The following is a 25,499-nucleotide window of genomic DNA, read 5'->3' as shown; positions in this document are numbered from 1 at the left end:
AGGGACGAAGAACCGTCAGGGGAATTGTTGGTGTTCGACAAAAGTCTAGGACTGCGAATCTGCGTCGGCCAGACGCCCCAGGATCAGCGCGATCCGCAGAGTGAACGCGGAGCGTACATCGGAGGGTGACCATCCGGTGACGTCGGTCACACGTCGCAGCCGGTAGCGCACGGTGTTGGGGTGGACGAAGAGCATCCGTGCCGCGCCCTCGAGACTGCTCGCCTGTTCCAGATAGACGCTCAGAGTTTCCAGCAGCGCCGACCCCGCTTCTTCCAGCGGTCTGTAGATCTCCTCCACCAACTGCTCGCGCGCGGCAGGGTCCGAGGCGATCGCGCGCTCCGGCAGCAGATCGTCCGCGAGAACCGGTCGCGGCGCGTCCTGCCAGGCGCAGCAGGCCTTGAGCCCGGCGGCCGCGGCCTGCGCGGACCTGGTCGCGGCGAGCAGGTCGGGGACGACGGGCCCCGCGACCACGGGTCCGGCCGCATAAGGCCCGATCAGTGCCTTGGCGACCTGCAGCGGATTGTCGCTGCCGCCCGCGATGACGACGAGCCGGTCGCCGAGCACTCCGGTGAGCACCTGCAGCTTGGCGTGCCGGGCGGCGCGGCGGATCGCCTCGACGGTGAGCTCACTGTCCCCGTCGGGTGCGGTGCCGAGGATGACGCAGACATGTTCGGGGGAGTTCCAGCCGAGCGCGGCGGCGCGGGAAACCGCGCCCTCGTCGGCCTCGCCGGACAGTACGGCGTTCACCACAAGGGATTCGAGGCGGGCGTCCCAGGCACCGCGGGCCTCGGCGGCCTGCGCGTACACCTGGGCGGTCGCGAAGGCGATCTCGCGTGCGTAGACGAGCAGCGCCTCGCGCAGGACCGATTCGTCGCCGGGCGCGGCGACCTCCTCGATCGCGGCCTCCATGACCTCGATGGTGGTGCGCACCATCTCGACGGTCTGGCGCAGCGTGATGGCCCGGGTCAGCTCGCGCGGAGCCGTACCGAAGACATCCGTCGAGATCGCCTGCGGGGTCTCCGGATGCCGGAACCACTCGGTGAACGCGGCGATACCGGCCTGGGCGACCAGGCCGATCCAGGACCGGTTCTCCGGGGGCATCGCCCGGTACCAGGGCAGCGTCTCGTCCATACGTGCGATGGCGTTCGCGGCGAGCCGGCCGGAGGACTGCTCCAGTCGGCGAAGGGTCGCGGAATGCGGGTGGGCGGGGTTCGCTGCAGGTTCGGGCACGGGGACAAGAGTGCCTTATCGGGACGGGTGAGCGGAGGGGCGGGGGCTCCGGTCCGTCCCTCCCGGGCCGCGCCGCAGGGCTACGGTGGACCCGTGATTGACGTACGGCGCTCCGCCGACCGCTTCCGCGGCGGCGATCCCGCCTCGGGCATCGAGTCCCTGCACGCTTTCTCCTTCGGGCGCTTCTACGACCCGGACAACCTGCGCTTCGGCGCGATACTCGCCTGCAACGAGGAGCGGCTCGAGCCCGGCGCGGGCTTCGACGAGCATCCGCACAGCCACACCGAGATCGTCACCTGGGTCGTCGAGGGCGAGCTCACACACCGCGACTCGGCGGGCCACGCGACGGTGGTGCGGCCCGGGGACGTCCAGCGGCTCAGCTCGGCGGGCGGGGTGCGGCATGTGGAGCGCAACGACGGGGACGCGCCGCTGGTCTTTGTACAGATGTGGCTCGCGCCGCTGTCGCCGGGCGGCGACCCGTCGTACGAGACAGTGCACGGCATCGCGGACTCGACGCCGTACGCGCTCCCGCAGGCGGGCGCGATGCTGCACGTACGGCGCCTCACCGTGGGCGAGCGCACGGCGGTACCGGACGCGGCCGCGCTGTACGTCCATGTGGTGCGGGGCGAAGTCCGCCTGGGGGACGAGGAGTTGGGCCCGGGTGACGCGGCGCGCATCACGGATGCGGACGGCCTGGTGCTGACTGCGGCGGGGACCGCCGAGGTCCTGTTCTGGGAGCTGAATGAGGCGAATTCAAGCCCCGCCGGTGTGTGAGGCAGGGTCCGGGGCGGGCGCCCCGGTTCACCCTCGGCGCAGTTCGGCCAGCACCGCGTCCGTGAACGGCGGCCACGCCTCGACCGCCCACGGTCCGAAGGCCCGGTCGGTGAGCGCCACGCACGCGGCCCGCGCGTCCGGGTCGATCCACAGGAACGTGCCGGACTGACCGAAGTGGCCGAAGGTACGCGGCGAGGACGAACTGCCTGTCCAGTGCGGGGACTTGGCGTCCCGGATCTCGAAGCCGAGACCCCAGTCGTTGGGCTTCTGGTGGCCGTAGCCGGGCACGATGCCGGACAGACCGGGATGGACGACCGTCATCGCCTCCAGGACCGTGCGGGCGTCCAGCAGCCGCGGGGCCTGCACTTCCGCGGCGAACTTCACCAGATCGTCGACCGTCGAGACGCCGTCCCTGGCCGGAGAACCGTCCAGCGTGGTCGCCGCCATGCCCAGCGGCTCCAGCACCGCCTGGCTCAGATACTCCGCGAACGGGATCTCCGTCGCCTTGGCGATATGGTCGCCGAGCACCTCGAAGCCCGCGTTGGAGTACAGCCTGCGGGTACCGGGCGGGGCCGTCACACGGTGCTCGTCGAAGGCGAGTCCCGAGGTGTGCGCGAGCAGATGACGCACCGTGGAGCCCTCGGGGCCGGCCGGCTCGTCGAGCTCGATCGCCCCCTCCTCGTACGCCACGAGCGCCGCGTACGCCGCGAGCGGCTTGGTGACGGAGGCCAGCGGGAAGCGGTGCGAGGCCGGGCCGTACGAACCGGCGACGGTTCCGTCCGCTCGTACGACGGCGGCCGCCGCGGTCGGTACCGGCCAGTTCTCGATCATCGCCAGGCTCTGCATGCGTACGAGCCTAAAGGGTGAGGCGCATCGCGGGATCAGGGGTACGGACGAAGCCGAGCGAGGCGTACAGCGGCTCGCCGTCGGAGGAGGCGCGCAGGTCGATCCTGGACACGGCGCGCTCGCGGAACCAGCCGAGCAGCGCCTCCATGCAGGCGCGGGAGTAGCCGCGGCGCCGCAGATCCGGGTCGGTCGCGACGCTGCTGTGCTTTCCCGGGGGACACCCCCGGACCCCCGTCATAGCCGCTCGTGCCGCGCGGATTGCCGGGTCCGCCGAGCCGGTACTCGATGGTGCCGACCGCGCAGGCCGCGAGGCCTCCGGGGCGCTCGACGACGAAGGCGGTCAGATCGGCGTCGGAGTCGGCGAGCTTCTTGCGGAGGGTTTCGACGGCGGCGGGCTGCCGGCTGACGTCGGGACTGGGGCCTTGATGCGAGTCCTGCATGACCTTGCGGAGGCGGACCAGCTCTTCGGCGTCTGCGGGCGTGGCGCGGCGTGCGAGGCTCATGCGCAGGAGGCCAATCGGCACTGCGCGGAAACTGCCGTCAGATTCTGCTTGCTTCGAGTGCACTCGAAGGTTCTAGCGTTGAGGGCATGACGGTGATCGAGAGCACGTCTGCAAGGACGGACATCTGCGTATCCGCTCCCCGTGCGCATCCCCGCCCCGACGGGCAGGACAGCTACACGATCAGCGAGGTCGTTGCCTTCACCGGGCTCACCGCACACACCCTGCGCTGGTACGAGCGGATCGGGCTGATGTCGAATGTCGACCGGTCGCACACCGGACAGCGGCGCTTCACCAACCGTGACCTGGACTGGCTCGCCTTCGTCGGCAAGCTGCGGCTGACCGGGATGCCGGTCGCGGACATGGTCCGCTACGCCGAGCTGGTGCGGGAGGGCGAGCACACCTTCGAGGCACGGCAGGAGCTGCTGGAGCGGACGCGGCGCGATGTGCGGTCGCGCATCGCGGAGCTCCAGGACACGCTCGCCGTGCTTGACCACAAGATCGAGTTTTACGCGGGCGCCCACCGGGCGTCGGAGAGGGTCTGAACCCTGATGAGCAACAGCAAGATCGCACAGGTGCGGCTCGGGACCGAGGGGCCACTGGTCGGTATGCAGGGCCTCGGCTGCATGGGCATGAGCGAGTTCTACGGAGACACCGACGAGGCGGCGGCCAGGGACACCCTGGAGGCGGCGCTCGAGGCGGGCGTCACGCTCTTCGACACCGCGGACGTGTACGGGCGGGGCGCCAACGAGGAGTTTCTCGCACCGTTCTTCGGGGCGCACCGTGACGAGATAACCCTGGCCACCAAGTTCGCCATCGAGCGGACGGACGACCCGCACTACCGGGGCATCCGCAATGACCGGGCGTACATCCGGCAGGCCGTCGAGGCGAGTCTCACGCGGCTGAAGACCGATGTCATCGACCTGTACTACATGCACCGCCGCGACCCGGCCGTGCCGCTCGCCGAGTCCGTCGGCGCGATGGCCGAACTGGTCGAGGAGGGCAAGGTCAAGCACTTGGGGCTGAGCGAGGTCACGGGCGCGGAGCTGCGCGAGGCGCACGCCGTGCACCCGATCGCCGCCCTGCAGTCGGAGTGGTCCCTCTTCAGCCGGGACGTGGAACGCAGCGCGGTGGCCGCGGCGGCGGAGCTGGGTGTTGCCTTCGTGCCGTACTCGCCGCTCGGACGCGGCTTTCTGACCGGGGCGTTCGCGGACGCGGGCAAGGAGCTGTCGGCGGGCGACTTCCGCCAGTACCAGCCGCGCTTCACCGGAGACAACGCCAAGACCAACGCGGCGCTCCTGGAGCCGGTCCACAAGATCGCGGCGGCGCACGGCGCGACGGCCGCGCAGGTCGCTCTCGCCTGGGTGCAGCAGCGGGCCGAGGTGCACTCGCTCGCCGTGGTCCCGATCCCGGGCACCCGCAAGAGCAGCCGGCTGCTGGAGAATGTCGGCGCGACCCGGCTGAAGCTGACCGCCGAGGAGCTGGTGTTGCTCGAGCCGATCACCGGGCTGGTGGCGGGGGACCGCTACCCGGACATGTCCTCGACGTCGGCGGCGCGCGAGGTCTGAGCAGGCCGGAGCGCGAAGACCACGAAGCCCGCCGGAGCAGTGCTGCCACTGCCCGGCGGGCGTTCGTTCCCTTCGTCCACGGAGATTTCGGAGGCGTGCGCGTACCGCCCCACCGACGGTCTCCCGCACCACCGGCCCTGCCGCTGCGTGATCACCCGCTACGCGCCCCGGGCGCACTCACAGCCGCGCGAGCAGCTCCGCCTTCTTCGTGCTGAACTCCTCGTCGGTCACCAGTCCGGCCTGGTGCAGCTCCCCGAGGTGCCGTATCCGCTCCGCGATGTCGGCCGGGTCACGCCGGCCCGCCTGCAGCGCCATCGCCGGCGCCGAGTCGCTGTTCCGTACGGATTCGAGCACCGCGGCCGCGAACGGCAGCGACTCGTGCACCGGCCCGTACCTGATCCCGAAGAGCACCGCGGCCGGGTCCTGGTCCACCTGCGCGTGCCCGGCTCCGTCGTCGCCGGGCTCCTCGCCGCGCCGCAGCAGCCGCAGATACCCGTCGAAGGCCTCGGGCGAGCGCCATTCGACCCCGCTCAGCTCCGCCACCGGGAAACTCTGGTCGCCGGCCCGCCACTTGGCGGACGACGCGCCCGTCCGCGACCAGCGGAAGGAGACCTGCGAGCCGTCGAAGGAGGCCTTTCCGTCGTACGCCTTGAAGTGCAGTGGGGCCTCGGGCGCGGCCACGGCGTACCGTTCGGCGGGCAGGCCCGCGTCGGCCGGCAGCAGCGCGCGCAGCTCGTCGGCGTAGTACTCGGCGAGCGTCTCGAGCTCCGCGGGCAGCACCAGGCGGTACGGGTCGCTGCCTTCCTTCAACTGCCCGGCCGCGGCCTCCATCAGCGGATCCGCGCCGGGTCTGGGCACGGCGTGCAGCACCGCCGTGCCGCGCTTGCCCGGCGAGAGGGTCACCGACGCCAACGCCTCGTGGGGGATACGGCGTTCGCGAAGCGTCTGGAACAGCTTCGGCGTACGGCTCCCCCGTTCGAAGCGGATGAGCACGGAGTCGGTCTCGAACTCCCAAGTGGCTTGAATTCCGGCCAGAACGTCACCCATACGCCTCATCGTATGCGGCGTGCGCCCCCACGTCGCCCCTCGACGCTCACCCCGGTCCACCGAGTTCTACGCGCGTCAGGCCGCTTCCTCGCCGTAAATACCGCTGCGGCAGGTGTCGTTGTTGCTCGCGCAGGTCACGCTGTGGAACGAACCGACGCCTATCTCGGCGAAGTTGCTGACGCTCTCGGTTCCCGGCTCGAAATAGCCGCCGTGTCCGATCGCGCCGGCCGCCGACAGCACTCGCGCCCCGAACGCCGGCGTCACCGGGTCCTCGCCGTGGCCCAGCCCGCCGACCTCCAGGTGCGGTACGCCCTGGATCCAGTCGTCGCTGTCCCGCATGGCCCACACCCGGGCCCGCGAGCGAAGACCCGCCACGTTCTCGGCCCGCATTCCGGGGCTGCCGGCCACCGCTATGTCGCCCACCCGCTCGGGCAGCCGACGCGCGGCGACACCGCACACCACGGAGCCGTAGCTGTGGCAGAACAGCGCGACCTTGGCGTCGCCGGGCAGCGCGGAGGTGAGCGCGGTGAGCCGCACGGCGCCGATCTGGGCGAGCCGGCCGATGGCCGAGTCCATGCCGACACCGACGGGCGCGGTGTAGTCGGCCCAGGCGATGACGGCGGTACGGGTACGGGGCGAGGCGGCCCGCTCGGCGGCGTACAGCGACTGCGCCATGCCGACGGGCGCGGTGTACTTGCGGGTGGACCGCTGGAAGGTGAGCAGATTGGTGTCGACGCCGGGGACGATCACGGAGACACGCTGGGCGCGGTCGAGGTCGCCGAGGACCTCGGCGACCTTGCCGGGGCCTGACGGATCGAAGGCGAGGATCTGCCGGTCGGCGCTCATGAGCGCTTCGAAGCGGTTCATACGGCGGACCGCGTCGTGGTGGCCGTCCGCGGTGAGGTTCGGGTCGTTCACCCGCTTGCGTTCCAACTTGAGCGAACGCGCGAGGGCCTTCCGGTTGGCGTGGTAGCGCAGGGTCACCGGGGCGCCGTTGAGATTGCCGATCACGAGCGGGTACTGGTCGGCGAGCCGGGTCCGCTGGAGTGGTCCGAGCGAGGCGAAGAAAGCGGCCAGCCGCTGCGGCGGCGCGTCGGTGCCGGGCAGCTCACGCGCTCCGATCCGGGCCTTTCCCCAGCCGGCCAGCTCGGCCTTGAGGGCGTCACGGGGGCCGCTCTGATGTCGTACCGCGGTCCAGCCGCTGGTCGCCAGCATCATGAACACGACCGCGAGGGCGAGCAGAGTGCGCCATGCGGTCAAGGTGGGGGAGGAGTCGAAGGAAGTCACTGCGGGACACCCTAGGAGACGCGCGAGGGGCCTCGCGAAGACCGTGAGGGAGATCACGCGTTCCGCGCGGAAAGAGGGGAAGGCCATCACATTCCGTGCGCCTGGGGCGTACGCTCCGGTGCGCTTTCGCGGTCCGCCTTTACGTGCTGCTTACGCTACTTACGCCAGTTCTCGGCGAGCGCGGGCCCGAGGTGGTCCAGATACGCCTCCGTGAGCCCTCGGATCGCATGATGATCGTCGGCTCGCCGCTGGCGGGCGCTCTGATCACCAGGTCGGGCCCGGGTATCCCGCTGGCCGGCGGCATGGTGCTCACGGCGGTCGCCATGTTCGGTATGTCGACCCTGTCGACCGACACCGGCAGCCTGCCGATGTCGGTCTGGTTCGCCCTGCTCGGCCTCGGTCTCGCGCCGGTCATGGTCGGCGCGACCGAAGTCATCGTCGGCAACGCCCCGATGGAGCTCTCCGGTGTCGCGGGCGGTCTGCAGCAGGCCGCCATGCAGATCGGCGGCAGCCTCGGTACGGCTGTGCTCGGCGCGGTCATGGCCTCCAAGGTCGACAACGACCTGGCAGGCAACTGGGCCGACGCCAAACTCCCACCGCTCACCCCGGCCCAGTTGGACCAGGCATCGGAAGCCGTTCAGGTGGGTGTGCCGCCGGTGGCGCCCGGGACCCCGCCCGCCATCGCCGAGAAGATCGTCGGCGTCGCGCACGACACCTTTATCTCCGGCATGGGCCTGGCCTGCCTGGTCGCCGCAGGTGTGGCGGTCGTCGCGGTCTTCGTCGCGCTGCTGACCAAGCGCGGCGCGAACGCCGAGGCGGGTGCGGGCGCGGCCCACATCTGACGGCGAGCGCGCGTCAACCGCGTGCGTACGACAGCCCCGCCGGGCCCGCCCGGCGGGGCTGTCGCCTATCCGGGTGATCTGCTCGGGCCCCTCTTCCCCCACGGGCCGAGCGCAGGTCAGGGTGCGGTCAAGTGATCCGTACAACACGGGGGTTGACCGATATGCGCAAGATCGTCACGGCCGGATTCCTGGCCGCAGCAGTACTGGCGCCGCAGACGGCAGCGGCCACTGTCGCCGCCACGCCGCCACGCCTCGGGGAGTGTGCGGCGGGCCAGCTCTGCCTCTGGGAGAAGGGGAACTTCAAGGGCGTACGACAGGTCCATGAGCTCTCGGGCACCGATATCGAGAGCTGTGTCCCGCTGCCGCCCGGCACCTCGGCAGAGGCGCTGGCCAACCGGACCGGGCGGCCCGTCACCACGTACCAGTCGGCCGAGTGCGAGGAGACGGGCGAGTTCGAGACCTATCCGGGCGGCGGCACCTGGTTGCCCCAATCTCCGTATCGGATCAGGGCCTTCAAGGTCTGGGAGCGCTGAACCGGGGTACCCGCAGTCCGGGCCCCGATTCGACAACCTCAGGGAGTGATGATGGCGGGCTTCGGACACACCACGCGCAAGCACCCTCGCTCACGCGGCCGGACGTGGTCGCGGAGCGGGCCGGACCGCGCGGTACTCGGAATCATCGGGCTGATCTGCGCGATCGCGGGATTCTTCGTGCTGGGGATCATCCTCGGCCCGATCGCGATCGTCTGCGGCTGGCTCGGCATGGGACGCAGCTGGAACGGCGCACAGCCGGTTCCGGCACTGGTCGGCGTCGTGCTCGGTGCCATTGACACCGTGCTGGCGATCGTCTGGCTGGCAGGAGCGTCAGCCATGGGCAACGGCATGTTCTGACGGCTGCCCCGGGGCAGCCGGACGGCCCCGGCCTCGGGACGACCTGCACCCGGGCGGCCGGAAAAACCGGAACGCCGAAGTGACCGCTCAGATCGCCGACTTGCCGGGCGCGGCACCAACGCCCTCCTGCACCGGCAGCACGCCGGGAACGGGCTCTGCCGCGCCCGGCAGCACGTCGGGACTGGGTTCCGCTGCGCCGGGCAGCACGCCGGGAACGGGCTCCCCCGCGACCGGCAGCACGTCGGGAACAGGCTCCGCCGCGCGCGACAGTCGCCCGATCTCCGCCCGCAGCTGCCTGACCTCCGCGGTCAGCGCTTCGAGCAGCGCCGTCTGCCGGCGCTCCTCCGCGTCGTCCCGCTCGAAGCGGGAGATGAACCACGCCGCGATATTGGCGGTGACGACACCGAGCAGGGCGATCCCCGCGAGCATCAGTCCGACCGCGAGCACCCGCCCCAGACCCGTCGTCGGCGCGTGATCGCCGTACCCGACCGTCGTCATCGTCGTAAACGACCACCACACCGCGTCGCCCAGCGTCTTGATGTTCCCGTTCGGCGCGTCCCGCTCCACATGGAGCACGGCCAGCGAGCCGAACATCATCAGCCCCACCACCGCGCCACCGACATACGTCGTCAGCGTGATCTGCGGCGCCATCCTGGCCCGCCGGCCCACCAGCAGCAGCGTGGAGACGACCCGTAGCAGCCGCAGTGGCTGCACCAGCGGCAGCAGCACCGCGATCAGATCCAGCGGATGGCTGCGTACGAACAGCATCTTGCCGGGCGCCAGCGTCAGGCGTACGAGATAGTCGACGGCGAAGGAGCCCCACACCACCCACTCGGTGACCATGCAGACCGTGTGCACCCAGCTCTTCGCGTCGGGCGTCACGATCGGTATGGCATAGGCGACGGCGAACGCCAGGGCCAGCGCCAGCAGAGGGGTCTGCATGCGCTCTTCCCACCGGACCTGCGCTGTTCGCTGCTTCATGCCAGGCATCGTAGGCAAGCCGAAGGGCGGCGGAGCCCCAAGGGTCCCGCCGCCCTTCACCCAGCCATGTGCTTACGCGTCGCCGCCGGCCGCGCCCGGGTCCGCCGCCGCCACATCCAGCAGCTGGTAACGGTCCACGGCCTGCTTCAGCACCGAGCGGTCGACCTTGCCGTCCCGCGCGAGCTCGGTGAGCACCGCGAGCACGATCGACTGCGCGTCGATGTGGAAGAACCGACGGGCCGCACCACGCGTGTCCGCGAAGCCGAAGCCGTCCGCGCCCAGCGACTGGTACGTGCCGGGCACCCAGCGCGAGATCTGGTCAGGGACCGAGCGCATCCAGTCCGAGACCGCCACGAACGGGCCCTCGGAGCCCTGCAGCTTCTGCGTGACGTACGGGACGCGCTGCTCCTCCTCCGGGTGGAGCAGATTGTGACGCTCCGCGTCGACGGCCTCACGGCGCAGCTCGTTCCAGGACGTCGCCGACCAGACGTCGGCCTTGACGTTCCACTCCTCGGCGAGGATCCGCTGAGCCTCGACCGCCCACGGCACGGCCACACCGGATGCCATGATCTGCGCGGGGATCGCACCGGCCTCGCCCGCCTTGAAGCGGTGGATGCCCTTGAGGATGCCGTCGACGTCGACATCGGCGGGCTCCGCCGGGTGCTGGATCGGCTCGTTGTAGACGGTGAGGTAGTAGAAGACGTCCTCGCTGTCCGGGCCGTACATCCGGCGCAGACCGTCCTTGACGATGTGCGCGATCTCGTAGCCGAAGGCCGGGTCGTACGCGACACAGCCCGGGTTGGTGGAGGCGAGCAGCTGGGAGTGGCCGTCGGCGTGCTGCAGACCCTCACCGGTCAGAGTCGTACGTCCCGCGGTCGCACCCAGCACAAAGCCGCGCGCGAGCTGGTCGGCCATCTGCCAGAACTGGTCGCCGGTCCGCTGGAAACCGAACATCGAGTAGAAGACATAGACCGGGATCAGCGGCTCGCCGTGCGTGGCGTACGCCGAACCGGCGGCGATAAGCGATGCAGTGCAGCCGGCCTCGGAGATGCCGTCGTGCAGCATCTGGCCGGTCGGCGACTCCTTGTAGGCGAGCAGCAGCTCGCGGTCCACCGCTTCGTACTGCTGGCCCAGCGGGTTGTAGATCTTGGCGCTCGGGAAGAACGCGTCCATGCCGAATGTGCGGTACTCGTCGGGGGCGATCAGCACGAAACGCTTGCCGATCTCCTTGTCCCGCATCAGGTCCTTCAGAATGCGGACGAACGCCATGGTCGTGGCGATCGACTGCTGTCCCGAGCCCTTCTTGGCGGCGGCGTAGGTCTTGTCCTCCGGGAGGGCCAGCGGCTTGGCGCGCACCACACGGGTCGGCACATAGCCGCCGCACGCCTTGCGGTGGTCGTGCATGTACTGGATCTCTTCGGAGTTCCGGCCCGGGTGGTAGTACGGCGGTGCGCCGCTCTCCAGCTGCTTGTCCGTGATCGGGAGGTGCAGCCGGTCGCGGAAGCGCTTGAGGTCGTCGACCGTCAGCTTCTTCATCTGGTGGGTCGCGTTGCGGCCCTCGAAGTTCGGACCCAGCGTCCAGCCCTTGATCGTCTGCGCGAGGATCACCGTCGGCTGGCCCTTGTGCTCCTTGGCCGCCGTGTACGCCGCGTAGACCTTCTTGTGGTCGTGACCGCCGCGTCCCAGGTGCAGGATCCGCTCGTCGGTCATGCCCTCGACCATCTTGCGCAGCCGCTGGTCGCTGCCGAAGAAGTGCTCACGGATGTACGCGCCGGTCTCGGTGGCGTACGTCTGGAACTGGCCGTCCGGCGTGGTGTTCAGCTTGTTCACCAGGATGCCGTCGCGGTCCTGCGCGAGCAGCGGGTCCCAGGAGCGGTCCCAGACCAGCTTGATGACGTTCCAGCCGGCGCCGCGGAACTGGGACTCCAGCTCCTGGATGATCTTGCCGTTGCCACGTACCGGGCCGTCGAGGCGCTGCAGGTTGCAGTTGACGACGAAGGTCAGGTTGTCCAGGCCCTCACGGGCCGCGATGGAGAGCTGGCCGAGCGACTCGGGCTCGTCCATCTCGCCGTCGCCGAGGAACGCCCACACGTGTGACTTGGAGGTGTCCGCGATACCGCGCGCCTCCATGTAGCGGTTCATCCGCGCCTGGTAGATCGCGCCGAGCGGGCCGAGGCCCATCGAGACGGTCGGGAACTCCCAGAAGCCCGGCATCAGCCGCGGGTGCGGGTAGCTGGACAGGCCGTTCGGGAACTTGGACTTCTCCTGGCGGAAGGCGTCGAGCTGGGTCTCGTTGAGCCGGTCCAGCAGAAACGCGCGGGCGTAGATGCCGGGCGACGCGTGGCCCTGGAAGAAGATCTGGTCGCCGCCGTCGCCCTCGTCCTTGCCGCGGAAGAAGTGGTTGAAGCCGACGTCGTAGAGGGACGCGGAGGAGGCGAATGTGGCGATGTGCCCGCCGACGCCGATGCCCGGGCGCTGCGCGCGGGAGACCATCACCGCGGCGTTCCAGCGGGTCGCGTTGAGGATCTTGCGCTCGATCTCCTCGTTGCCGGGGAAGAACGGCTCGTCCTTGGTGGCGATGGTGTTGACGTAGTCCGTGCTGCGCATCTCGGGCACGGCCACGCGCCTCTCGCGGGCACGCTCGATCAGGCGGAGCATCAGGTAGCGGGCGCGCTCCCGGCCCCGCTCGTCGACGGCGGCGTCGAGGGAGTCCAGCCACTCCTGGGTCTCTTCAGGATCGAAGTCCGGGACCTGACTGGGAAGGCCGCCAATGATGATCGGATTGCGATCGGATCCGGAAGCCACGCTATTCCTTCGCTGTTCGGGGGGCACTGCCTCTACGGGACGTACGGGATGTCTGCGCGTTGTCGCACCGCTCCATCGTGTACCGCGGCGGGGCAAACGTCATCTCTACCGAGGGGTAACCCGTGTTCTCGGAGACATCCGGCCCGAACCGCGGTTCCGGGTTCGGGCAAATCGCAACCTTACGCCCAAGCCGTCAGTGCGTTTGGTTCGGCTGTTCGGCTCCGTTGGACGCACCGAAGCGAGGAAAAGCCGTAAAGATGGTCGAATGGTGGGGCAAGCACAATGAGAGGGGCCCGAGCGTGCCTGGAGTTGCGTCGAGACGGCCCCAAACGTCACCGTTTCGGCGGTCTGGACGGCCGGGTACTTGCGCGATCGGTCCCGCCCGTGTGGACTACGGCCAACGCCACGCGCACGCGCGGGGCTGCAGCATTTTCCAAACATGATCAGGAGGCAAGCCGTGAGCGCGACCGCGGACCACGCGGAGGAGCGGACCAACCCGGCCGTCAGGCTGGGGTTCGAGCCCGGACAGGTGGTCCAGGAGATCGGCTACGACGATGACGTCGAGCAGGAACTCCGTGAGGGCATCGAGGCTGTAATCGGCCAGGAACTCGTCGATGAGGACTACGAGGACGTCGCAGACGTCGTCGTGCTCTGGTTCCGTGACGACGACGGCGACCTTACGGACGCGCTGGTGGACGCCATCGGCCTGCTCGACGAGGGCGGCGACATCTGGTTGCTTACGCCGAAGACCGGCAGGGACGGTTACATCGAGCCGAGCGACATCAACGAAGCCGCGCAGACCTCCGGTCTCTCCCAGACCAAGAGCATCAACGCGGGCAAGGACTGGTCGGGCACCCGGCTGAGCGCACCCAAGTCCAAGCGCTGAGCGCCCAACGCCCGAAGGCCCCCGTCGACACCTGTCGGCGGGGGCCTCTGCGTAGGGTGGACACCACCCGAACGGACCACCCCGGCTCGGCCCAGCGAAGGGAAGCACCGTCATGGCGATCGAGGTCGGCACCAAGGCCCCGGATTTCGAGCTGAAGGACAACCACGGCCGGACCGTGCGGCTCGCCGACTTCCGCGGCGAGAAGAGCGTGGTGCTCCTCTTCTATCCCTTCGCATTCACCGGCGTGTGCACGGGCGAGCTCTGCGCGCTCCGTGACGAACTGCCCTCGTTCGTCAACGACGACACCCAGCTGCTCGCGGTCTCCAATGACTCGATCCACACGCTGCGCGTCTTCGCCGAGCAGGAGGGCCTCGAGTACCCGCTGCTCTCGGACTTCTGGCCGCACGGCGACACCTCGCGTGCGTACGGCGTCTTCGACGAGGACAAGGGGTGCTCCGTGCGCGGAACCTTCATCATCGACAAGGAGGGCGTGGTCCGCTGGACCGTCGTGAACGGCCTGCCGGACGCCCGCGATCCGAACGAGTACATCAAGGCGCTGGACACCCTCTGATTCATCGGGCGACCTCCCGCGCCAAAGGGTGTTTTGCGCGGGAACCGGTCACTAGGATCCATTCGTTGATCCGATACCAACGCACTACGGGGGCGCTGCCCCTGAAAACAAATGGAGGGACTCGTGGGAGTCAGCCTCAGCAAGGGCGGCAACGTCTCGCTGACCAAGGCCGCGCCCAACCTGACCGCGGTCACCGTGGGCCTGGGCTGGGACGCACGCAGCACCACCGGCACCGACTTCGACCTCGACGCCAGCGCCCTGCTGACCAACGCCGAGGGCAAGGTCGCCAACGACGGCAACTTCGTCTTCTTCAACAACCTCAAGAGCCCCGAAGGCTCTGTCGAGCACACCGGTGACAACCTCACGGGTGAGGGCGAGGGAGACGACGAGCAGATCAAGGTCAATCTCGCCTCGGTGCCCGCCGACGTCGACAAGATCGTGTTCCCGGTCTCGATCTACGAGGCCGAGAGCCGCCAGCAGTCCTTCGGCCAGGTGCGCAACGCGTTCATCCGCGTCGTCAACCAGGCCGACAACAACGAACTGGCCCGCTACGACCTGAGCGAGGACGCCTCGACCGAGACCGCGATGGTCTTCGGCGAGCTCTACCGCAACGGCGCGGAGTGGAAGTTCCGTGCCATCGGCCAGGGGTACGCCTCCGGCCTGCGCGGTATCGCGCAGGACTTCGGTGTGAACGTCTGAGCCAGCAGCATCTCCGCTTCCGGCGCCGCACATCTCCGTGCGGCGCCGGACGTGCCTGAACACCCGCAGAACCTCGATACCCGCAGAACCTCGCAACACGTCATCCAGGGGAGGACCCACGATCATGGGCGTCACGCTCGCCAAGGGAGGCAATGTCTCCCTCTCCAAGGCCGCACCGAACCTCACGCAGGTGCTGGTAGGGCTCGGCTGGGACGCGCGCTCCACCACCGGAGCGCCCTTCGACCTCGATGCCAGCGCACTGCTCTGCCAGTCCGGCCGGGTACTCGGCGACGAGTGGTTTGTCTTCTACAACAACCTCAAGAGCCCCGACGGCTCCGTCGAGCACACCGGCGACAACCTCACGGGCGAGGGCGAAGGTGACGACGAGTCGCTGCTGGTGGACCTCTCCAAGGTGCCGGACCATGTCGACAAGATCGTCTTCCCGGTCTCCATCCATGAGGCCGACAACCGCGGCCAGACGTTCGGGCAGGTCAGCAACGCCTTCATCCGGGTGGCCAATCAGGCGGACGGCCAGGAGCTCGCCCGCTACGACCTGAGCGAGGACGCCTCGACCGAGACCGCGATGATCTTCGGCGAGCTCTACCGCTACGGCGGCGAGTGGAAGTTCCGTGCAGTGGGGCAGGGGTACGCGTCGGGGCTCCGAGGCATCGCTCTAGACTTCGGGGTCAACGTTTCGTAAAGCCGCGCACTGGAATGGGGAAACCCGGACTTGGTGCGGGGGCGACCCGTACTACACGATTGGGTACCAGTGGTTCTGAAAACCTTCGGCTGGTCGTTCGCGGTCACCGCGCTCGGCCTGGTCGCAGCGGTGCTCTACGGCGGGTGGACCGCGTTCGGGGTCGTCCTGATCCTGTCCATCCTCGAGATCTCGCTGTCCTTCGACAATGCGGTGGTCAACGCCGGAATCCTGAAGAAGATGAGTGCCTTCTGGCAGAAGATCTTCCTCACGGTCGGCGTGCTCATCGCCGTGTTCGGTATGCGACTGGTCTTCCCTGTCGTCATCGTTGCCCTCAGCGCCAAGCTGGGCCCGGTAGAGGCCGTGGACCTGGCGTTCAACCAGCCTGAACGCTATGAGCAGTTGGTTACCGACGCGCACCCGTCGATCGCGGCCTTCGGCGGTATGTTCCTGCTGATGATCTTCCTCGACTTCATCTTCGAGGATCGTGACATCAAGTGGCTGGCCTGGCTGGAGCGGCCGCTGGCCAAGCTCGGCAAGGTCGACATGCTGTCGGTCTGCATCGCCCTGATCGTGCTGCTGATCAGCTCGATGACCTTCGCGGTCAACGCCCACCAGCACGCCGGGCACGCGGACAAGGCCCAGACGGTGCTGGTCTCCGGTATCGCCGGTCTGATCACGTATCTGGTCGTCGGCGGGCTCTCCGGCTTCTTCGAGAACAGGCTCGAGGAGGAAGAAGAGCGCGAGCACGAGGCCGAGGAAGAGGCCAAGAAGGCCGGCAAGCCGGTCTCGGCCGTCGTGATGGCGGGCAAGGCCGCGTTCTTCATGTTCCTCTACCTCGAGGTCCTGGACGCGTCCTTCTCGTTCGACGGTGTCATCGGCGCCTTCGCCATCACCAACGACATCGTGCTGATGGCGCTCGGCCTCGGTATCGGCGCCATGTACGTCCGTTCGCTCACGGTCTACCTGGTCCGCCAGGGAACCCTCGACGACTACGTCTACCTGGAGCACGGCGCGCACTACGCGATCGGCGCGCTCGCCGTGATTCTGCTCGTCACCATCCAGTACCAGATCAACGAGATCATCACCGGTCTGGTCGGCGTCGTACTGATCGCCTGGTCGTTCTGGTCCTCGGTGCGCCGCAACAGGGCGCTCGCCGCGCAGGGAATCGAACCACAGGACGCTCCTGCCGGGGTGTGACCCGGCAAGGATTGAGGAACGCTCTGAGCGGGGCGGCTCCGAGGCACCGGCCTCGGCGCCGCCCCGCGGGGTTCATCGATGCGTGTGGGGGTGGGGTATGGCCTTTTGGGACAGCCTGTGGCGGGGGCGGTCACCGCAGTTCGACTCGGGCAGTGCCGCGACGAATTCCATCGAGCTGACCAAACGGCACCCGACGGTCTCGCTCACCAAGCAGGGCGCGGCCACCGGCAATCTGCGCGTCAACCTCTCCTGGCGGATGCGCACATCCGATATCGAGGGCAGGTCCAAGCAGAGCGGCAGACTGCTGCGCCACCCTTTCAAGCTCTTCCAGCCCGATGTGGTCCAGGCGCACACCCAGGGCGTGGTCAACGTGGACCTCGACCTCGGCTGTCTGTACGAACTGACGGACGGCAGCAAGGGCGTGGTGCAGCCGCTGGGCAGCTTCTTCGGCAGCATCAACGAGCCGCCCTATGTGAAGCTCAGCGGCGACGACCGGTTCGGCTCTCCCTCGGGTGAGACGCTCTACGTCAATCTCGACCACCGCGAGTCGATCAAGCGGCTGCTGTTCTTCGCCTACATCTACGACCAGACGCCGGCCTTCGACCGTACGCACGCGCATGTGACGCTCTACCCGAGCAACGGCCCGCGGGTCGAGATAGAACTCGACGAGCGCGCGCCAGAGGCCCGTTCCTGTGCGGTGTTCTCCATGGAGAACGTCAAGGGCGAGCTGATCGTGCGCCGTGAGGTGAAGTTCGTGTACGGATTCCAGGCGGAGCTCGACCGGCTGTACGGGTGGGGCCTGCAGTGGGGCCGTGGTTACAAGAACCGGGTCTGAGGCGGCTGCCCGCGGCTCAGGAGCGGATGAACTGCGGGCCCATCGGCGGCAGCCGGAAGTTCGGGTCAGGAGCGTGCGCGGCCGCGGCGGCGGGCTGTGGGTAGCCGTAAGCAGGCTGGGTCGTGGCGGGCTGTGGGTAGCCGTACGCGGGCTGGGTCGTGGCGGGCTGCGGGTAGCCGTACGCGGGCTGGGCCGGGGGCGTGGACGCCGGCTGTACGGATGGCTGGGCCGGCGGCTGCGGCTCGGGCTGCGCGGACGGCTCGGCCGCCGCCTCCGCCTCGTCCACCGAGATGCCGAACGCCGTGGCCAGGCCGACCAGCCCGGTCGGATAGCCCTGCGCGACCGCGCGGAACTTCCAGCCGTCCCCGCGCCGGTAGAGCTCACCGCAGATGATCGCGGTCTCCTCGCCGGTCTCCGGCTTCACATCGAAGACGGCCAGCGGGTCGCTGTCGGCCAGGGCGGCGTCGTAGAGCAGTATTCGCAGATCCCGTACATGCTGGAAGGTGTCGCCGTCCGAGGAGGCGGCGAGCACCACCTGGTCGACCGACGGGTCGAGGGCCGCGAGATCCGCCTCGACGGTGTCGGTCAGCCACTCGGCGATGCGCTTCTTGGGCAGCCGCCGCACCAGGCCCGAAGGATGGCGCGGCTGGTTGTAGAAGACGAAGTCCTCGTCGGAGCGCACACGGCCGTCCTGGCCGAGCAACAGGGCCGAGGCGTCCACATCGGGGACCCCGGCGCCCGGGGTCCATCGCAGCACGGCCCGTACGGCCATGGCATCGAGAGGGACGTTCGAACCCTTCAGCATCGCGTGCGTCATAGCCGTCATCCTGCCTTCCCGGTGGCCGTGCGGACAACGCGGGGCCCCTTGTTCTCCGGCCAGGACATGGGCATGGTGCAAGCGGGTTACCTGGAATTCATGGACTTGGGGAACTCTTGACACACAGTCGTACGTACTATTACCGGCCACGTCAGTTGGGCCGCCAAGGCAGTACGGGGGAAACAAATGCGTCACTTCGGGCATCTTTCGCCTGCTGTCAGGGACAGTCTCTTCCATCAGGAGCCGTGTGAATTCACGGCAGCCTCACCCGCCCGCTTGCTCGCCACCGCGCTCGGCGCCACGCTCTACAGTCCCGCCACCCGTCCGAAGCTCGCCGACGACGTGCTCAAGCAGATCGGCCGCGGAGTCGTCTCCATGGTCCTCTGCCTGGAGGATTCCATCGACGACGCGGAAGTCGCGGAGGCCGAGGAGAACCTCGTCCGGCAGTTCGCCGACCTCGACGCGCGTGACGTGGAGCTGCCGTTGCTCTTCATTCGGGTCCGCGAACCCGGCCAGATTCCGGATCTGGTGCACCGGCTCGGCCCCTCGGTCCGGAGACTGACCGGATTTGTACTACCGAAGTTCACGGAAGAGCGGGGCGTTCCGTTCCTGGAGGCGCTCGCTTCTGCGGAATCAGCGAGCGGACAGCGGCTCTTTGCCATGCCCGTACTGGAATCTCCCAGCCTGCTCCACCTCGAAACCCGCACCGAGACACTCGCCGGGATCGCCCGCACCGTGGACAAGTACCGCGAGCGGGTCCTGGCGCTGCGACTCGGCGTCACGGACTTCTGCTCGGCCTACGGGCTGCGCCGGTCGCCCGATATGACCGCGTACGACGTCCAGATCGTCGCCGCGGTCATCGCCGACGTCGTGAACGTCCTGGGACGGGCGGACGGCACCGGCTTCACGGTGACCGGGCCGGTGTGGGAGTACTTCCGGCTCCAGGAGCGCATGTTCAAGCCTCAGTTGCGCCGAAGCCCCTTCATGGAGGGACGGGCGGAGGAACTGCGCGCCACGCTCATCGAGCACGACCTGGACGGCCTGCTCCGTGAGATCGAGCTGGACCGGGCCAACGGCCTGCAGGGCAAGACCTGCATCCACCCCTCGCATGTGCTGCCCGTGCACGCACTGTCCGTGGTCAGTCACGAGGAGTTCAGCGACGCGCAGGACATCGTGCAGCCGGAGCGGGACGGCGGAGGCGTGATGCGTTCCGCGTACACGAACAAGATGAACGAAGTGAAGCCCCACCGGGCCTGGGCCGAGCGCACGCTGCTGCGTGCCGAGGTCTTCGGCGTGGCCAAGGAAGAGGTCGGCTTCGTGGAGCTGCTCACGGCCGGGCTCTCCGGCTGACATGACGAGGGAAGAGACTGTAAGCGTGGTGTGGTCGGGAACGTGGGTCGCTGAGCGGCTGGGCGTCGGTCTCGTGGGAGACGAGACGCTGAGCGGCCTGTTGGGACTGGCCCTGCGCCGCAATCCCAAGCGGGCGCATCTGCTGGTGTCGAACGTGCTGGGCAAGCATGTGCCGCAGTCGCCGGCGGTGGTGTACGGCGCGGGACACGGGCTCGGGCGTCGGGTGCGCGATCTGCTCGGCGACACCGAGGCGGCCCGCGCGGTGGTCCTGGGCTACGCGGAGACGGCGACGGGCCTGGGCCACTCGGTGGCGGACGGCCTGGGCCTGGCACCGTATCTGCACTCCACGCGCCGCCCGGTCGAGGGCGTGCCGAGGGCGGGCGGCTTCGAGGAGTCCCACTCCCACGCGACCTCCCACCTCCTGCTGCCGGAGAACCCACGGCTGCTGGCGGGTGAGGGCCCGCTGGTCCTGGTGGACGACGAGTTCTCGACGGGCAACACCGTGCTGAACACGATCCGCGACCTGCACGAGCGGTATCCGCGGGACCGGTATGTGATCGTGGCGCTGGTCGACATGCGTTCGGAGCGGGACCGGAGTCGTTTGACGGATTTCGCGGAGGAGATCGGCGCGCGGGTCGATCTGGTGGCACTGGCTTCGGGGACGGTGAAGCTGCCGGAGGGCGTCCTGGAGAAGGGACGGGCCCTGGTGGCGGAGTACGAGACGGGTGGCGACTCCGTGGCGGGCCGCGTGGTCCGGGGCGTCTCGGAGGTGGCTGGGACGAGCCTCCCCGAGGTGCGCGACGACGTGCCGCCGCGCGGCACGGAGGCGGGTGCGGGTTCGCGCCCCGACGTGATGGTGTCCTGCGCGGAGAGTGGTCAGCGTGTGCCTGACGGTGACGGTCTCGGCGCGGGCGCGCCGGAAGCGGCCGGGCAGTCGGCGGCGCACGCCGCGGTGCGCGTGGAGCTGGACTGGCCGGCGGGCGTGCCCGACGGCGGGCGGCACGGCTTCACGCCGGACCACCGCGAGCGACTGGAGGCCGCCCTGCCGGGCATGGCCGCGCGCCTGGCCGAGGCGCTCGGTGTCCGGGCCGCCCGACAGGGCGCGGCTCCGAGCCGCCCCGCCGGCGGCGCGACAGCGGACGCGGCGGACGCGACCGGCGGTCACGCCGTGGCCACGGCGGACGCGGCGGGGGCGGCGGGCGGCGAGAGTCTTGTCGCGGACGCTGCCGGAGCGGCAAACGGCGCGAGCCCTGCCGCGGACGCGGTACGCGCGGCCGATCAGGCTCGCCCCGCGGGCGGCGCGAGCCACTCGGGCGACGCGGCTCGCGCGGACGGGCGCCCGGTCGCCTCCGGCACGCCCGCAAACGGCGCGCGCCTTGCCGCGGACGCGTCCCACCCTGCAAACGGCGCCCGCCTGGCTGCGGACGCGTCCCACCCTGCAAACGGCGCGCGCCCGGCCGCAGAGTCGGACGACGTCGCTGAGGCCCGGCCACGCGTACTCGTCCTCGGGTTCGAGGAGTTGATGTACGCGCCCCTCCGGCTCGGCACCGCCCTTGAGCAGGTGCTCGACGCCGACGTTCGGTACTCCACCACCACCCGCTCGCCCGTCCTCGCCGTCGACGATCCCGGCTATGCCATACGCAGCCGCCTTGTCTTTCCCGCCCACGACGACCCCGCCGACGGCCCCGGCGAGCGGTACGCCTACAACGTCGCAGGCGCCGGCTTCGACGCTGTTGTCGCAGTCGTCGACTCGGCCGCCGACACGCCCCAACTGCACGCCCCCGACGGCCTGTTGGCCCGGCTCGCCGAGCATGCTCCGCACGTCGTGCTGGCCGTCGTCCCCTCGTACGTCCCCTATGTGTCCGACGTACCTGACGTACCCGACGTACCCGAAAGGGCCTTCATGCTGCCCGAGCCCCTCCGCGGCCCCGCCTTCTCCTCGTACGCCCCCGAAGACGTCGGCTGGCTTCTCCAGGACCTCTCGGACGCCGAGCTGGAGGCCCCGACGGAGGAGCGCGAGGAGGCGATACAGAGCGGCGGCGCGCACTACGCCGAGTCGCTGCCCGTCGAGTACCAGCCCAGCGCCCAGTACCAGGAGCTCTTCAAGGCCGCGCTGGAGACCTCCGCGGCCCGTATCGCCCGCGCCGTCGGCACTGTCACCGAGACCGTCCTCGCCGAGCGCTCACCGCGCCCTGTGCTCGTCTCGCTGGCCCGCGCCGGCACCCCCGTAGGCGTACTGATGCGCCGCTGGGCCCAGCGGCGGCACGGCCTGGACCTCCCGCACTACGCCGTCTCCATCGTGCGTGGCCGCGGTATCGACACCAACGCCCTGCGCTGGCTCAAGGAGCACCACGACCCGGCCGACGTCGTCTTCGTCGACGGCTGGACCGGCAAGGGTGCGATCACCCGCGAACTGGCCGATGCCCTCAAGGCCGACAAGGAGATTCAGGGGGGCGAGGGCTTCAATCCGGAGATCGCGGTCCTCGCCGACCCCGGCGGCTGCGTCCGCACCTACGGCACCCGCGAGGACTTCCTCATTCCCTCCGCCTGCCTCAACTCCACCGTCTCCGGCCTGATATCGCGTACGGTCCTGCGCGCCGACCTCGTCGGCCCGCACGACTTCCACGGCGCGAAGTTCTACCGGGAGCTCGCCGACGGCGATGTCTCGGAACACTTCCTGGACACCGTCGCCGCCCGCTTCGATGAGGTCGTGGACGCCGTCGACGCCGAGGTCAAGGAGCTGCTGTCGGCCGACCGCGCGCCCACCTGGGAGGGCTGGGCCGCCGTCGAACGGATCAGTGAGGAGTACGGCATCCACGATGTGAACCTGGTCAAGCCGGGTGTCGGCGAGACGACCCGCGTCCTGCTGCGCCGCGTCCCCTGGAAGATCCTCGCCAAGCGCGGCGCGGGCGCCGACCTCCTCCATGTGCGGCTGCTCGCCGAGCAGCGCGGCGTACCGGTCGAGGAGGTGGACGAACTCCCGTACACATGTGTGGGGTTGATCCACCCGCAGTACACCCGCGGAGCGACCGGCGCGGACGGCAAGGCGGTGTCGGCCCTGTGAGCACCCCGGAGACCACCGCAGCGAGCACCCTCGTCGCGAGCGATCTCGACCGCACCCTGATCTACTCCGCCGCCGCCCTCCAGCTCCCCATGCCGGACGCGGACGCACCCCGACTCCTCTGCGTCGAGGTGTACGAGAGCAAGCCGCTGTCGTATCTCACCGAGACCGCCGCCGGTCTGTTGACCCAGCTCGCCGCCGACAGCGTCTTCGTACCGACCACCACCCGCACCCGCGAGCAGTACCACCGCATCCATCTCCCCGGGCCCGCACCGGAGTTCGCGATCTGCGCCAACGGCGGGCACCTCCTCGTCGACGGCGTCTCCGACCGGGACTGGCAGCGGCAGGTGGCGGCCACGCTCGCCGACGAGTGCGCCTCGCTCGCCGAGGTCCGCGCCCATCTCATCGCCGCCGCCGACCCTGCCTGGCTGCTCAAGGAGCGGATCGCCGAGGACCTCTTCGCCTATCTCGTCGTCGAGCGCACGCTGCTGCCCGAGGGCTGGGTGAAGGAGCTTGCCGAGTGGGCCGAGGGTCGCGGCTGGACCGTCTCGCTCCAGGGCCGCAAGATCTACGCCGTGCCGCAGCCGCTCACCAAGAGCGCGGCGGTGCGCGAAGTGGCGCGCCGCACCGGGTCGGAGCGGATCCTCGCGGCCGGCGACTCCCTCCTCGACGCCGATCTGCTCCTCGCCGCGGACCACGCCTGGCGGCCCGGCCACGGCGAGCTGGCCGACAGCGGCTGGACCGCCCCGAACACCGACGTACTCGCGGAGAAGGGCGTGGCGGCGGGTGAGGAGATCCTGCGCCGCTTCCTGCGGAGGCTCGGCTAGCGGGCGATGCGGCGGGCCGAGCCGGGCGGTCCGAGCTGCGCGGTCCGAGCCTGGTGGGCCGTGTCAGGCGCTCCGAGCCGGGCGGTCCGAGTTCGGGGGCCGAGCCCGGTGAGGGTCAGCCGCAGCAGCCGCCTCCGCAGCAACCCCCGCCGCCACCCCCGCCGTTGGACGCGGCCGCCGGCGCGGACTTCGTACCGCCCACGGCGACCGCCGAGAGCAGCTTGACCGTGTCCTCATGACCGTCCGGGCAGCTCGCCGGATCGGAGGACTGGGCCATCGGGCGGTTGACTTCAAAGGTGTCGCCGCAGGTCCGGCAGCGGTATTCGTAACGAGGCATTGCCCCAGGCTAGCGGCAGCCGGGCGGGTTCCTCCTTGCCGGGACGGCTACGGATGCTGGCGCATGGCCATGTCGAGCAGCTCCAGCGTGGCCATGTAGGCGCCGTCGACGTCCCCGTTCCGTATGTGATCGACGACCGCGGCGTGCACGGCGACCGGATCCTCGGCCGTCCCGGCCAGCTGTACCCGCCGGTCGCGCTCGATCAGCACCGGGATGATCACCCGGCGCAGCTGCGCGAAGAACCGATTGTGCGAGGCGGCCAGCAGGGCCGTGTGGAAGGAGGCGTCGGCCCGCACGGCGAGGACCGCATCCTCCCAGCCCGCTTTCATCGCGGCCAGGGCGGCGTCGAGCGCCGCGAGGTCCTCGTCGGTCCGGTGCACGGCGGCGAGCGAGGCCGCCGCCGGTTCGATGGAGCGGCGCAGCTCCAGCAGGTCGGCGAAGAAGTCGCTGGGCACGTCGGCGGCGAGCTTCCAGCGCAGTACGTCGGTGTCGAGGAGGTTCCAGTCGTCCGGGGGGCGTACGCGCGTGTCGCGCTTCTGCCGGACGTCGAGCAGCCCCTTGCCGGTCAGCACCTCGATCGCCTCACGGAGCACGGTCTGGCTGACGTGCAGCTCGGCCATCAGCGCGGACTGATCGAGGGTGTCGCCCTCGGCGTAGGCCCCGCCGACGACCCGGCGGGCGAGCCCCTCCACCGCGGCCTTCTGCACCCCAGGCCCTGCGCGGGCGACGTCGACTTTGCGGCTCATCCGCTTTCGTGCTGCTTGGCCTGGTCAAGTGCCGGATCCCGGGTGGCGGCCCGCTGGAGGCTGCGCTGTTCCTGCGCGGCCTGCTCGGGATGGCGGGTCCTCCAGTACGGGTTGTCGTGCGGAAGGGTCGCGCTGACCCGCCCGTACATCCCGAAGAACATCAGCATCACGCCCACCACAAAGCTGAACAGCACGTTCTGGATGTGGAAATTGAGGGGGTTGAAGCTCGAGTCGAGCAGGGCGAGGTTCGCGAAGCCGCTGAGGATGAAGGCGATACCGAGGACCATGTTCAGGGTCGAGGCGAAGTTGCCGCCGATGATCATCCCGACGAAGAGCAGCAGTCCGACACAGATGGACAGCACGCTCAGTGCTCCGTTGGTGTTCAGGCCCGCGACCGTGTTCCCACCGGTGTCGAAGAAGCCGATCTTGTCGATCAGCCCGAGGATCCCGAAGGCGAGCAGAAACAGTCCCATCAGACCGGCACCTACACGGTAGAACTGGCTGAGCCGGTGGTCGACGGGCAGATGCTCGTCCAGCCTGGTGCGGCGGGTTTTGTGATGCAGTACGTGTGTGGCCATGTCCGGGCCTCCTTTGGAGGTACGCGTACACACCCCAGGATCCGCCCGCGCACGGGCCCGTACAAGCCAGGCGCAAGGGGATCCGGCTGGGGTGGGCCTGAGGTGGGCGTGACCGGGGCCTCAGA

Annotated in this window: 24 protein-coding genes and 2 pseudogenes; 15 read left to right on the top strand and 11 right to left on the bottom strand. The window is 69.5% G+C overall.

Annotated features, from left to right (window positions below; genetic code table 11):
- Positions 1–45: 45 nt before the first annotated feature.
- Positions 46–1,230: a helix-turn-helix domain-containing protein gene (locus AB0D12_RS02350; RefSeq protein WP_362676188.1), complete on the bottom strand. Its 1,185-nt coding sequence runs from the start codon at positions 1,228–1,230 to the stop codon at positions 46–48.
- A 93-nt stretch (positions 1,231–1,323) separates the two neighbouring features.
- Here AB0D12_RS02350 and AB0D12_RS02345 point away from each other — a divergent pair, with 93 nt between their 5' ends.
- Positions 1,324–2,004, top strand: a complete 681-nt coding sequence (locus AB0D12_RS02345; protein ID WP_362676186.1) for a pirin family protein — start codon at positions 1,324–1,326, stop codon at positions 2,002–2,004.
- A 27-nt stretch (positions 2,005–2,031) separates the two neighbouring features.
- Here the strand turns inward: AB0D12_RS02345 and AB0D12_RS02340 are convergent, their stop codons facing one another.
- Entirely contained in the window at positions 2,032–2,850 is an 819-nt protein-coding gene (locus AB0D12_RS02340; protein WP_362676184.1) for a serine hydrolase domain-containing protein, read from the bottom strand.
- A gap of 10 nt (positions 2,851–2,860) precedes the next feature.
- A pseudogene (locus tag AB0D12_RS02335) lies at positions 2,861–3,353 on the bottom strand (GNAT family N-acetyltransferase).
- 86 nt (positions 3,354–3,439) lie between these two features.
- On the opposite strand from AB0D12_RS02335, the gene AB0D12_RS02330 reads away from it, so the two are divergent.
- On the top strand, positions 3,440–3,895 hold the full coding sequence (locus AB0D12_RS02330) for a MerR family transcriptional regulator (protein ID WP_362676182.1): 456 nt from the start codon (positions 3,440–3,442) through the stop codon (positions 3,893–3,895).
- Positions 3,896–3,901: 6 nt separating this feature from the next.
- Positions 3,902–4,918 (top strand): aldo/keto reductase, encoded by a 1,017-nt coding sequence (locus AB0D12_RS02325; RefSeq protein WP_362676180.1) that lies wholly within the window; start codon positions 3,902–3,904, stop codon positions 4,916–4,918.
- A 177-nt stretch (positions 4,919–5,095) separates the two neighbouring features.
- Here the strand turns inward: AB0D12_RS02325 and AB0D12_RS02320 are convergent, their stop codons facing one another.
- A complete protein-coding gene (locus AB0D12_RS02320) occupies positions 5,096–5,965 on the bottom strand; it encodes a DUF4429 domain-containing protein (protein WP_362676178.1) in 870 nt (289 codons plus the stop codon).
- Positions 5,966–6,040: 75 nt separating this feature from the next.
- Complete coding sequence (locus tag AB0D12_RS02315) at positions 6,041–7,252, bottom strand: alpha/beta hydrolase (protein ID WP_362676176.1); 1,212 nt, start codon at positions 7,250–7,252, stop codon at positions 6,041–6,043.
- Between the two features lie 227 nt (positions 7,253–7,479).
- Here AB0D12_RS02315 and AB0D12_RS02310 point away from each other — a divergent pair.
- From AB0D12_RS02310 to AB0D12_RS02300, 3 genes and pseudogenes are all read left to right on the top strand, one after another.
- A pseudogene (locus AB0D12_RS02310) lies at positions 7,480–8,094 on the top strand (MFS transporter); the annotation flags it as partial.
- 161 nt (positions 8,095–8,255) lie between these two features.
- Entirely contained in the window at positions 8,256–8,627 is a 372-nt protein-coding gene (locus AB0D12_RS02305) for a peptidase inhibitor family I36 protein (RefSeq protein WP_362676381.1), read from the top strand.
- Positions 8,628–8,675: 48 nt separating this feature from the next.
- Positions 8,676–8,984 carry a small hydrophobic protein gene (locus AB0D12_RS02300; RefSeq protein WP_362676379.1) on the top strand — a complete coding sequence of 103 codons (309 nt, stop codon included), beginning with the start codon at positions 8,676–8,678 and terminating at the stop codon, positions 8,982–8,984.
- 87 nt (positions 8,985–9,071) lie between these two features.
- Here the strand turns inward: AB0D12_RS02300 and AB0D12_RS02295 are convergent, their stop codons facing one another.
- Together AB0D12_RS02295 and aceE are read right to left on the bottom strand one after the other, a co-directional pair.
- The gene (locus tag AB0D12_RS02295) at positions 9,072–9,965 is read right to left on the bottom strand and encodes a potassium channel family protein (protein WP_362676174.1); all 894 of its coding nucleotides are present in this window, start codon (positions 9,963–9,965) and stop codon (positions 9,072–9,074) included.
- Between the two features lie 72 nt (positions 9,966–10,037).
- Positions 10,038–12,770, bottom strand: coding sequence for a pyruvate dehydrogenase (acetyl-transferring), homodimeric type (aceE, locus tag AB0D12_RS02290; RefSeq protein WP_362676172.1), 2,733 nt, complete (start codon positions 12,768–12,770; stop codon positions 10,038–10,040).
- Between the two features lie 457 nt (positions 12,771–13,227).
- On the opposite strand from aceE, the gene AB0D12_RS02285 reads away from it, so the two are divergent.
- The 6 genes from AB0D12_RS02285 to AB0D12_RS02260 all read left to right on the top strand — a co-directional run bounded on the left by AB0D12_RS02285 (position 13,228) and on the right by AB0D12_RS02260 (position 17,658).
- A complete protein-coding gene (locus AB0D12_RS02285) occupies positions 13,228–13,656 on the top strand; it encodes a DUF3052 domain-containing protein (RefSeq protein ID WP_326649708.1) in 429 nt (142 codons plus the stop codon).
- A gap of 112 nt (positions 13,657–13,768) precedes the next feature.
- Entirely contained in the window at positions 13,769–14,227 is a 459-nt protein-coding gene (locus AB0D12_RS02280) for a peroxiredoxin (RefSeq protein ID WP_362676170.1), read from the top strand.
- 123 nt (positions 14,228–14,350) lie between these two features.
- A complete protein-coding gene (locus AB0D12_RS02275) occupies positions 14,351–14,926 on the top strand; it encodes a TerD family protein (protein ID WP_362676168.1) in 576 nt (191 codons plus the stop codon).
- A gap of 124 nt (positions 14,927–15,050) precedes the next feature.
- A complete protein-coding gene (locus AB0D12_RS02270; RefSeq protein ID WP_327323352.1) occupies positions 15,051–15,626 on the top strand; it encodes a TerD family protein in 576 nt (191 codons plus the stop codon).
- Between the two features lie 69 nt (positions 15,627–15,695).
- The gene (locus AB0D12_RS02265; RefSeq protein WP_362676166.1) at positions 15,696–16,823 is read left to right on the top strand and encodes a DUF475 domain-containing protein; all 1,128 of its coding nucleotides are present in this window, start codon (positions 15,696–15,698) and stop codon (positions 16,821–16,823) included.
- Positions 16,824–16,920: 97 nt separating this feature from the next.
- Positions 16,921–17,658, top strand: a complete 738-nt coding sequence (locus AB0D12_RS02260; protein WP_362676164.1) for a Tellurium resistance — start codon at positions 16,921–16,923, stop codon at positions 17,656–17,658.
- A gap of 16 nt (positions 17,659–17,674) precedes the next feature.
- Here AB0D12_RS02260 and AB0D12_RS02255 read toward each other — a convergent pair whose 3' ends face one another.
- Positions 17,675–18,484, bottom strand: a complete 810-nt coding sequence (locus tag AB0D12_RS02255) for a TerD family protein (RefSeq protein WP_362676162.1) — start codon at positions 18,482–18,484, stop codon at positions 17,675–17,677.
- Between the two features lie 177 nt (positions 18,485–18,661).
- Here AB0D12_RS02255 and AB0D12_RS02250 point away from each other — a divergent pair, with 177 nt between their 5' ends.
- The 3 genes from AB0D12_RS02250 to AB0D12_RS02240 are packed head-to-tail and all read left to right on the top strand — an operon-like array spanning position 18,662 to position 23,713.
- A complete protein-coding gene (locus tag AB0D12_RS02250; RefSeq protein WP_362676160.1) occupies positions 18,662–19,825 on the top strand; it encodes an HpcH/HpaI aldolase/citrate lyase family protein in 1,164 nt (387 codons plus the stop codon).
- A gap of 25 nt (positions 19,826–19,850) precedes the next feature.
- On the top strand, positions 19,851–22,889 hold the full coding sequence (locus tag AB0D12_RS02245; RefSeq protein WP_362676158.1) for a phosphoribosyltransferase: 3,039 nt from the start codon (positions 19,851–19,853) through the stop codon (positions 22,887–22,889).
- The gene (locus AB0D12_RS02240) at positions 22,886–23,713 is read left to right on the top strand and encodes an HAD family hydrolase (RefSeq protein ID WP_362676156.1); all 828 of its coding nucleotides are present in this window, start codon (positions 22,886–22,888) and stop codon (positions 23,711–23,713) included. Before AB0D12_RS02245 ends, AB0D12_RS02240 begins: the two co-directional genes overlap by 4 nt.
- A 115-nt stretch (positions 23,714–23,828) precedes the next feature.
- On the opposite strand, the gene AB0D12_RS02235 is transcribed toward AB0D12_RS02240, so the two are convergent.
- Genes AB0D12_RS02235 through AB0D12_RS02225 form a run of 3 tightly spaced genes read right to left on the bottom strand, consistent with a single transcriptional unit; the run spans position 23,829 to position 25,374 of the window.
- Positions 23,829–24,050 (bottom strand): zinc ribbon domain-containing protein, encoded by a 222-nt coding sequence (locus tag AB0D12_RS02235; RefSeq protein ID WP_362676154.1) that lies wholly within the window; start codon positions 24,048–24,050, stop codon positions 23,829–23,831.
- Positions 24,051–24,097: 47 nt separating this feature from the next.
- Positions 24,098–24,796 (bottom strand): FCD domain-containing protein, encoded by a 699-nt coding sequence (locus AB0D12_RS02230; RefSeq protein ID WP_362676152.1) that lies wholly within the window; start codon positions 24,794–24,796, stop codon positions 24,098–24,100.
- Positions 24,793–25,374 (bottom strand): DUF4383 domain-containing protein, encoded by a 582-nt coding sequence (locus tag AB0D12_RS02225; RefSeq protein ID WP_362676150.1) that lies wholly within the window; start codon positions 25,372–25,374, stop codon positions 24,793–24,795. Before AB0D12_RS02225 ends, AB0D12_RS02230 begins: the two co-directional genes overlap by 4 nt.
- Positions 25,375–25,499 lie beyond the last annotated feature (125 nt).

This window comes from Streptomyces sp. NPDC048479 (assembly GCF_040651435.1).
Lineage (GTDB): Bacteria > Actinomycetota > Actinomycetes > Streptomycetales > Streptomycetaceae > Streptomyces.
Note: the sequence above shows the minus strand (reverse complement) of the source record. Positions and strands in the feature narration are given on the sequence as shown.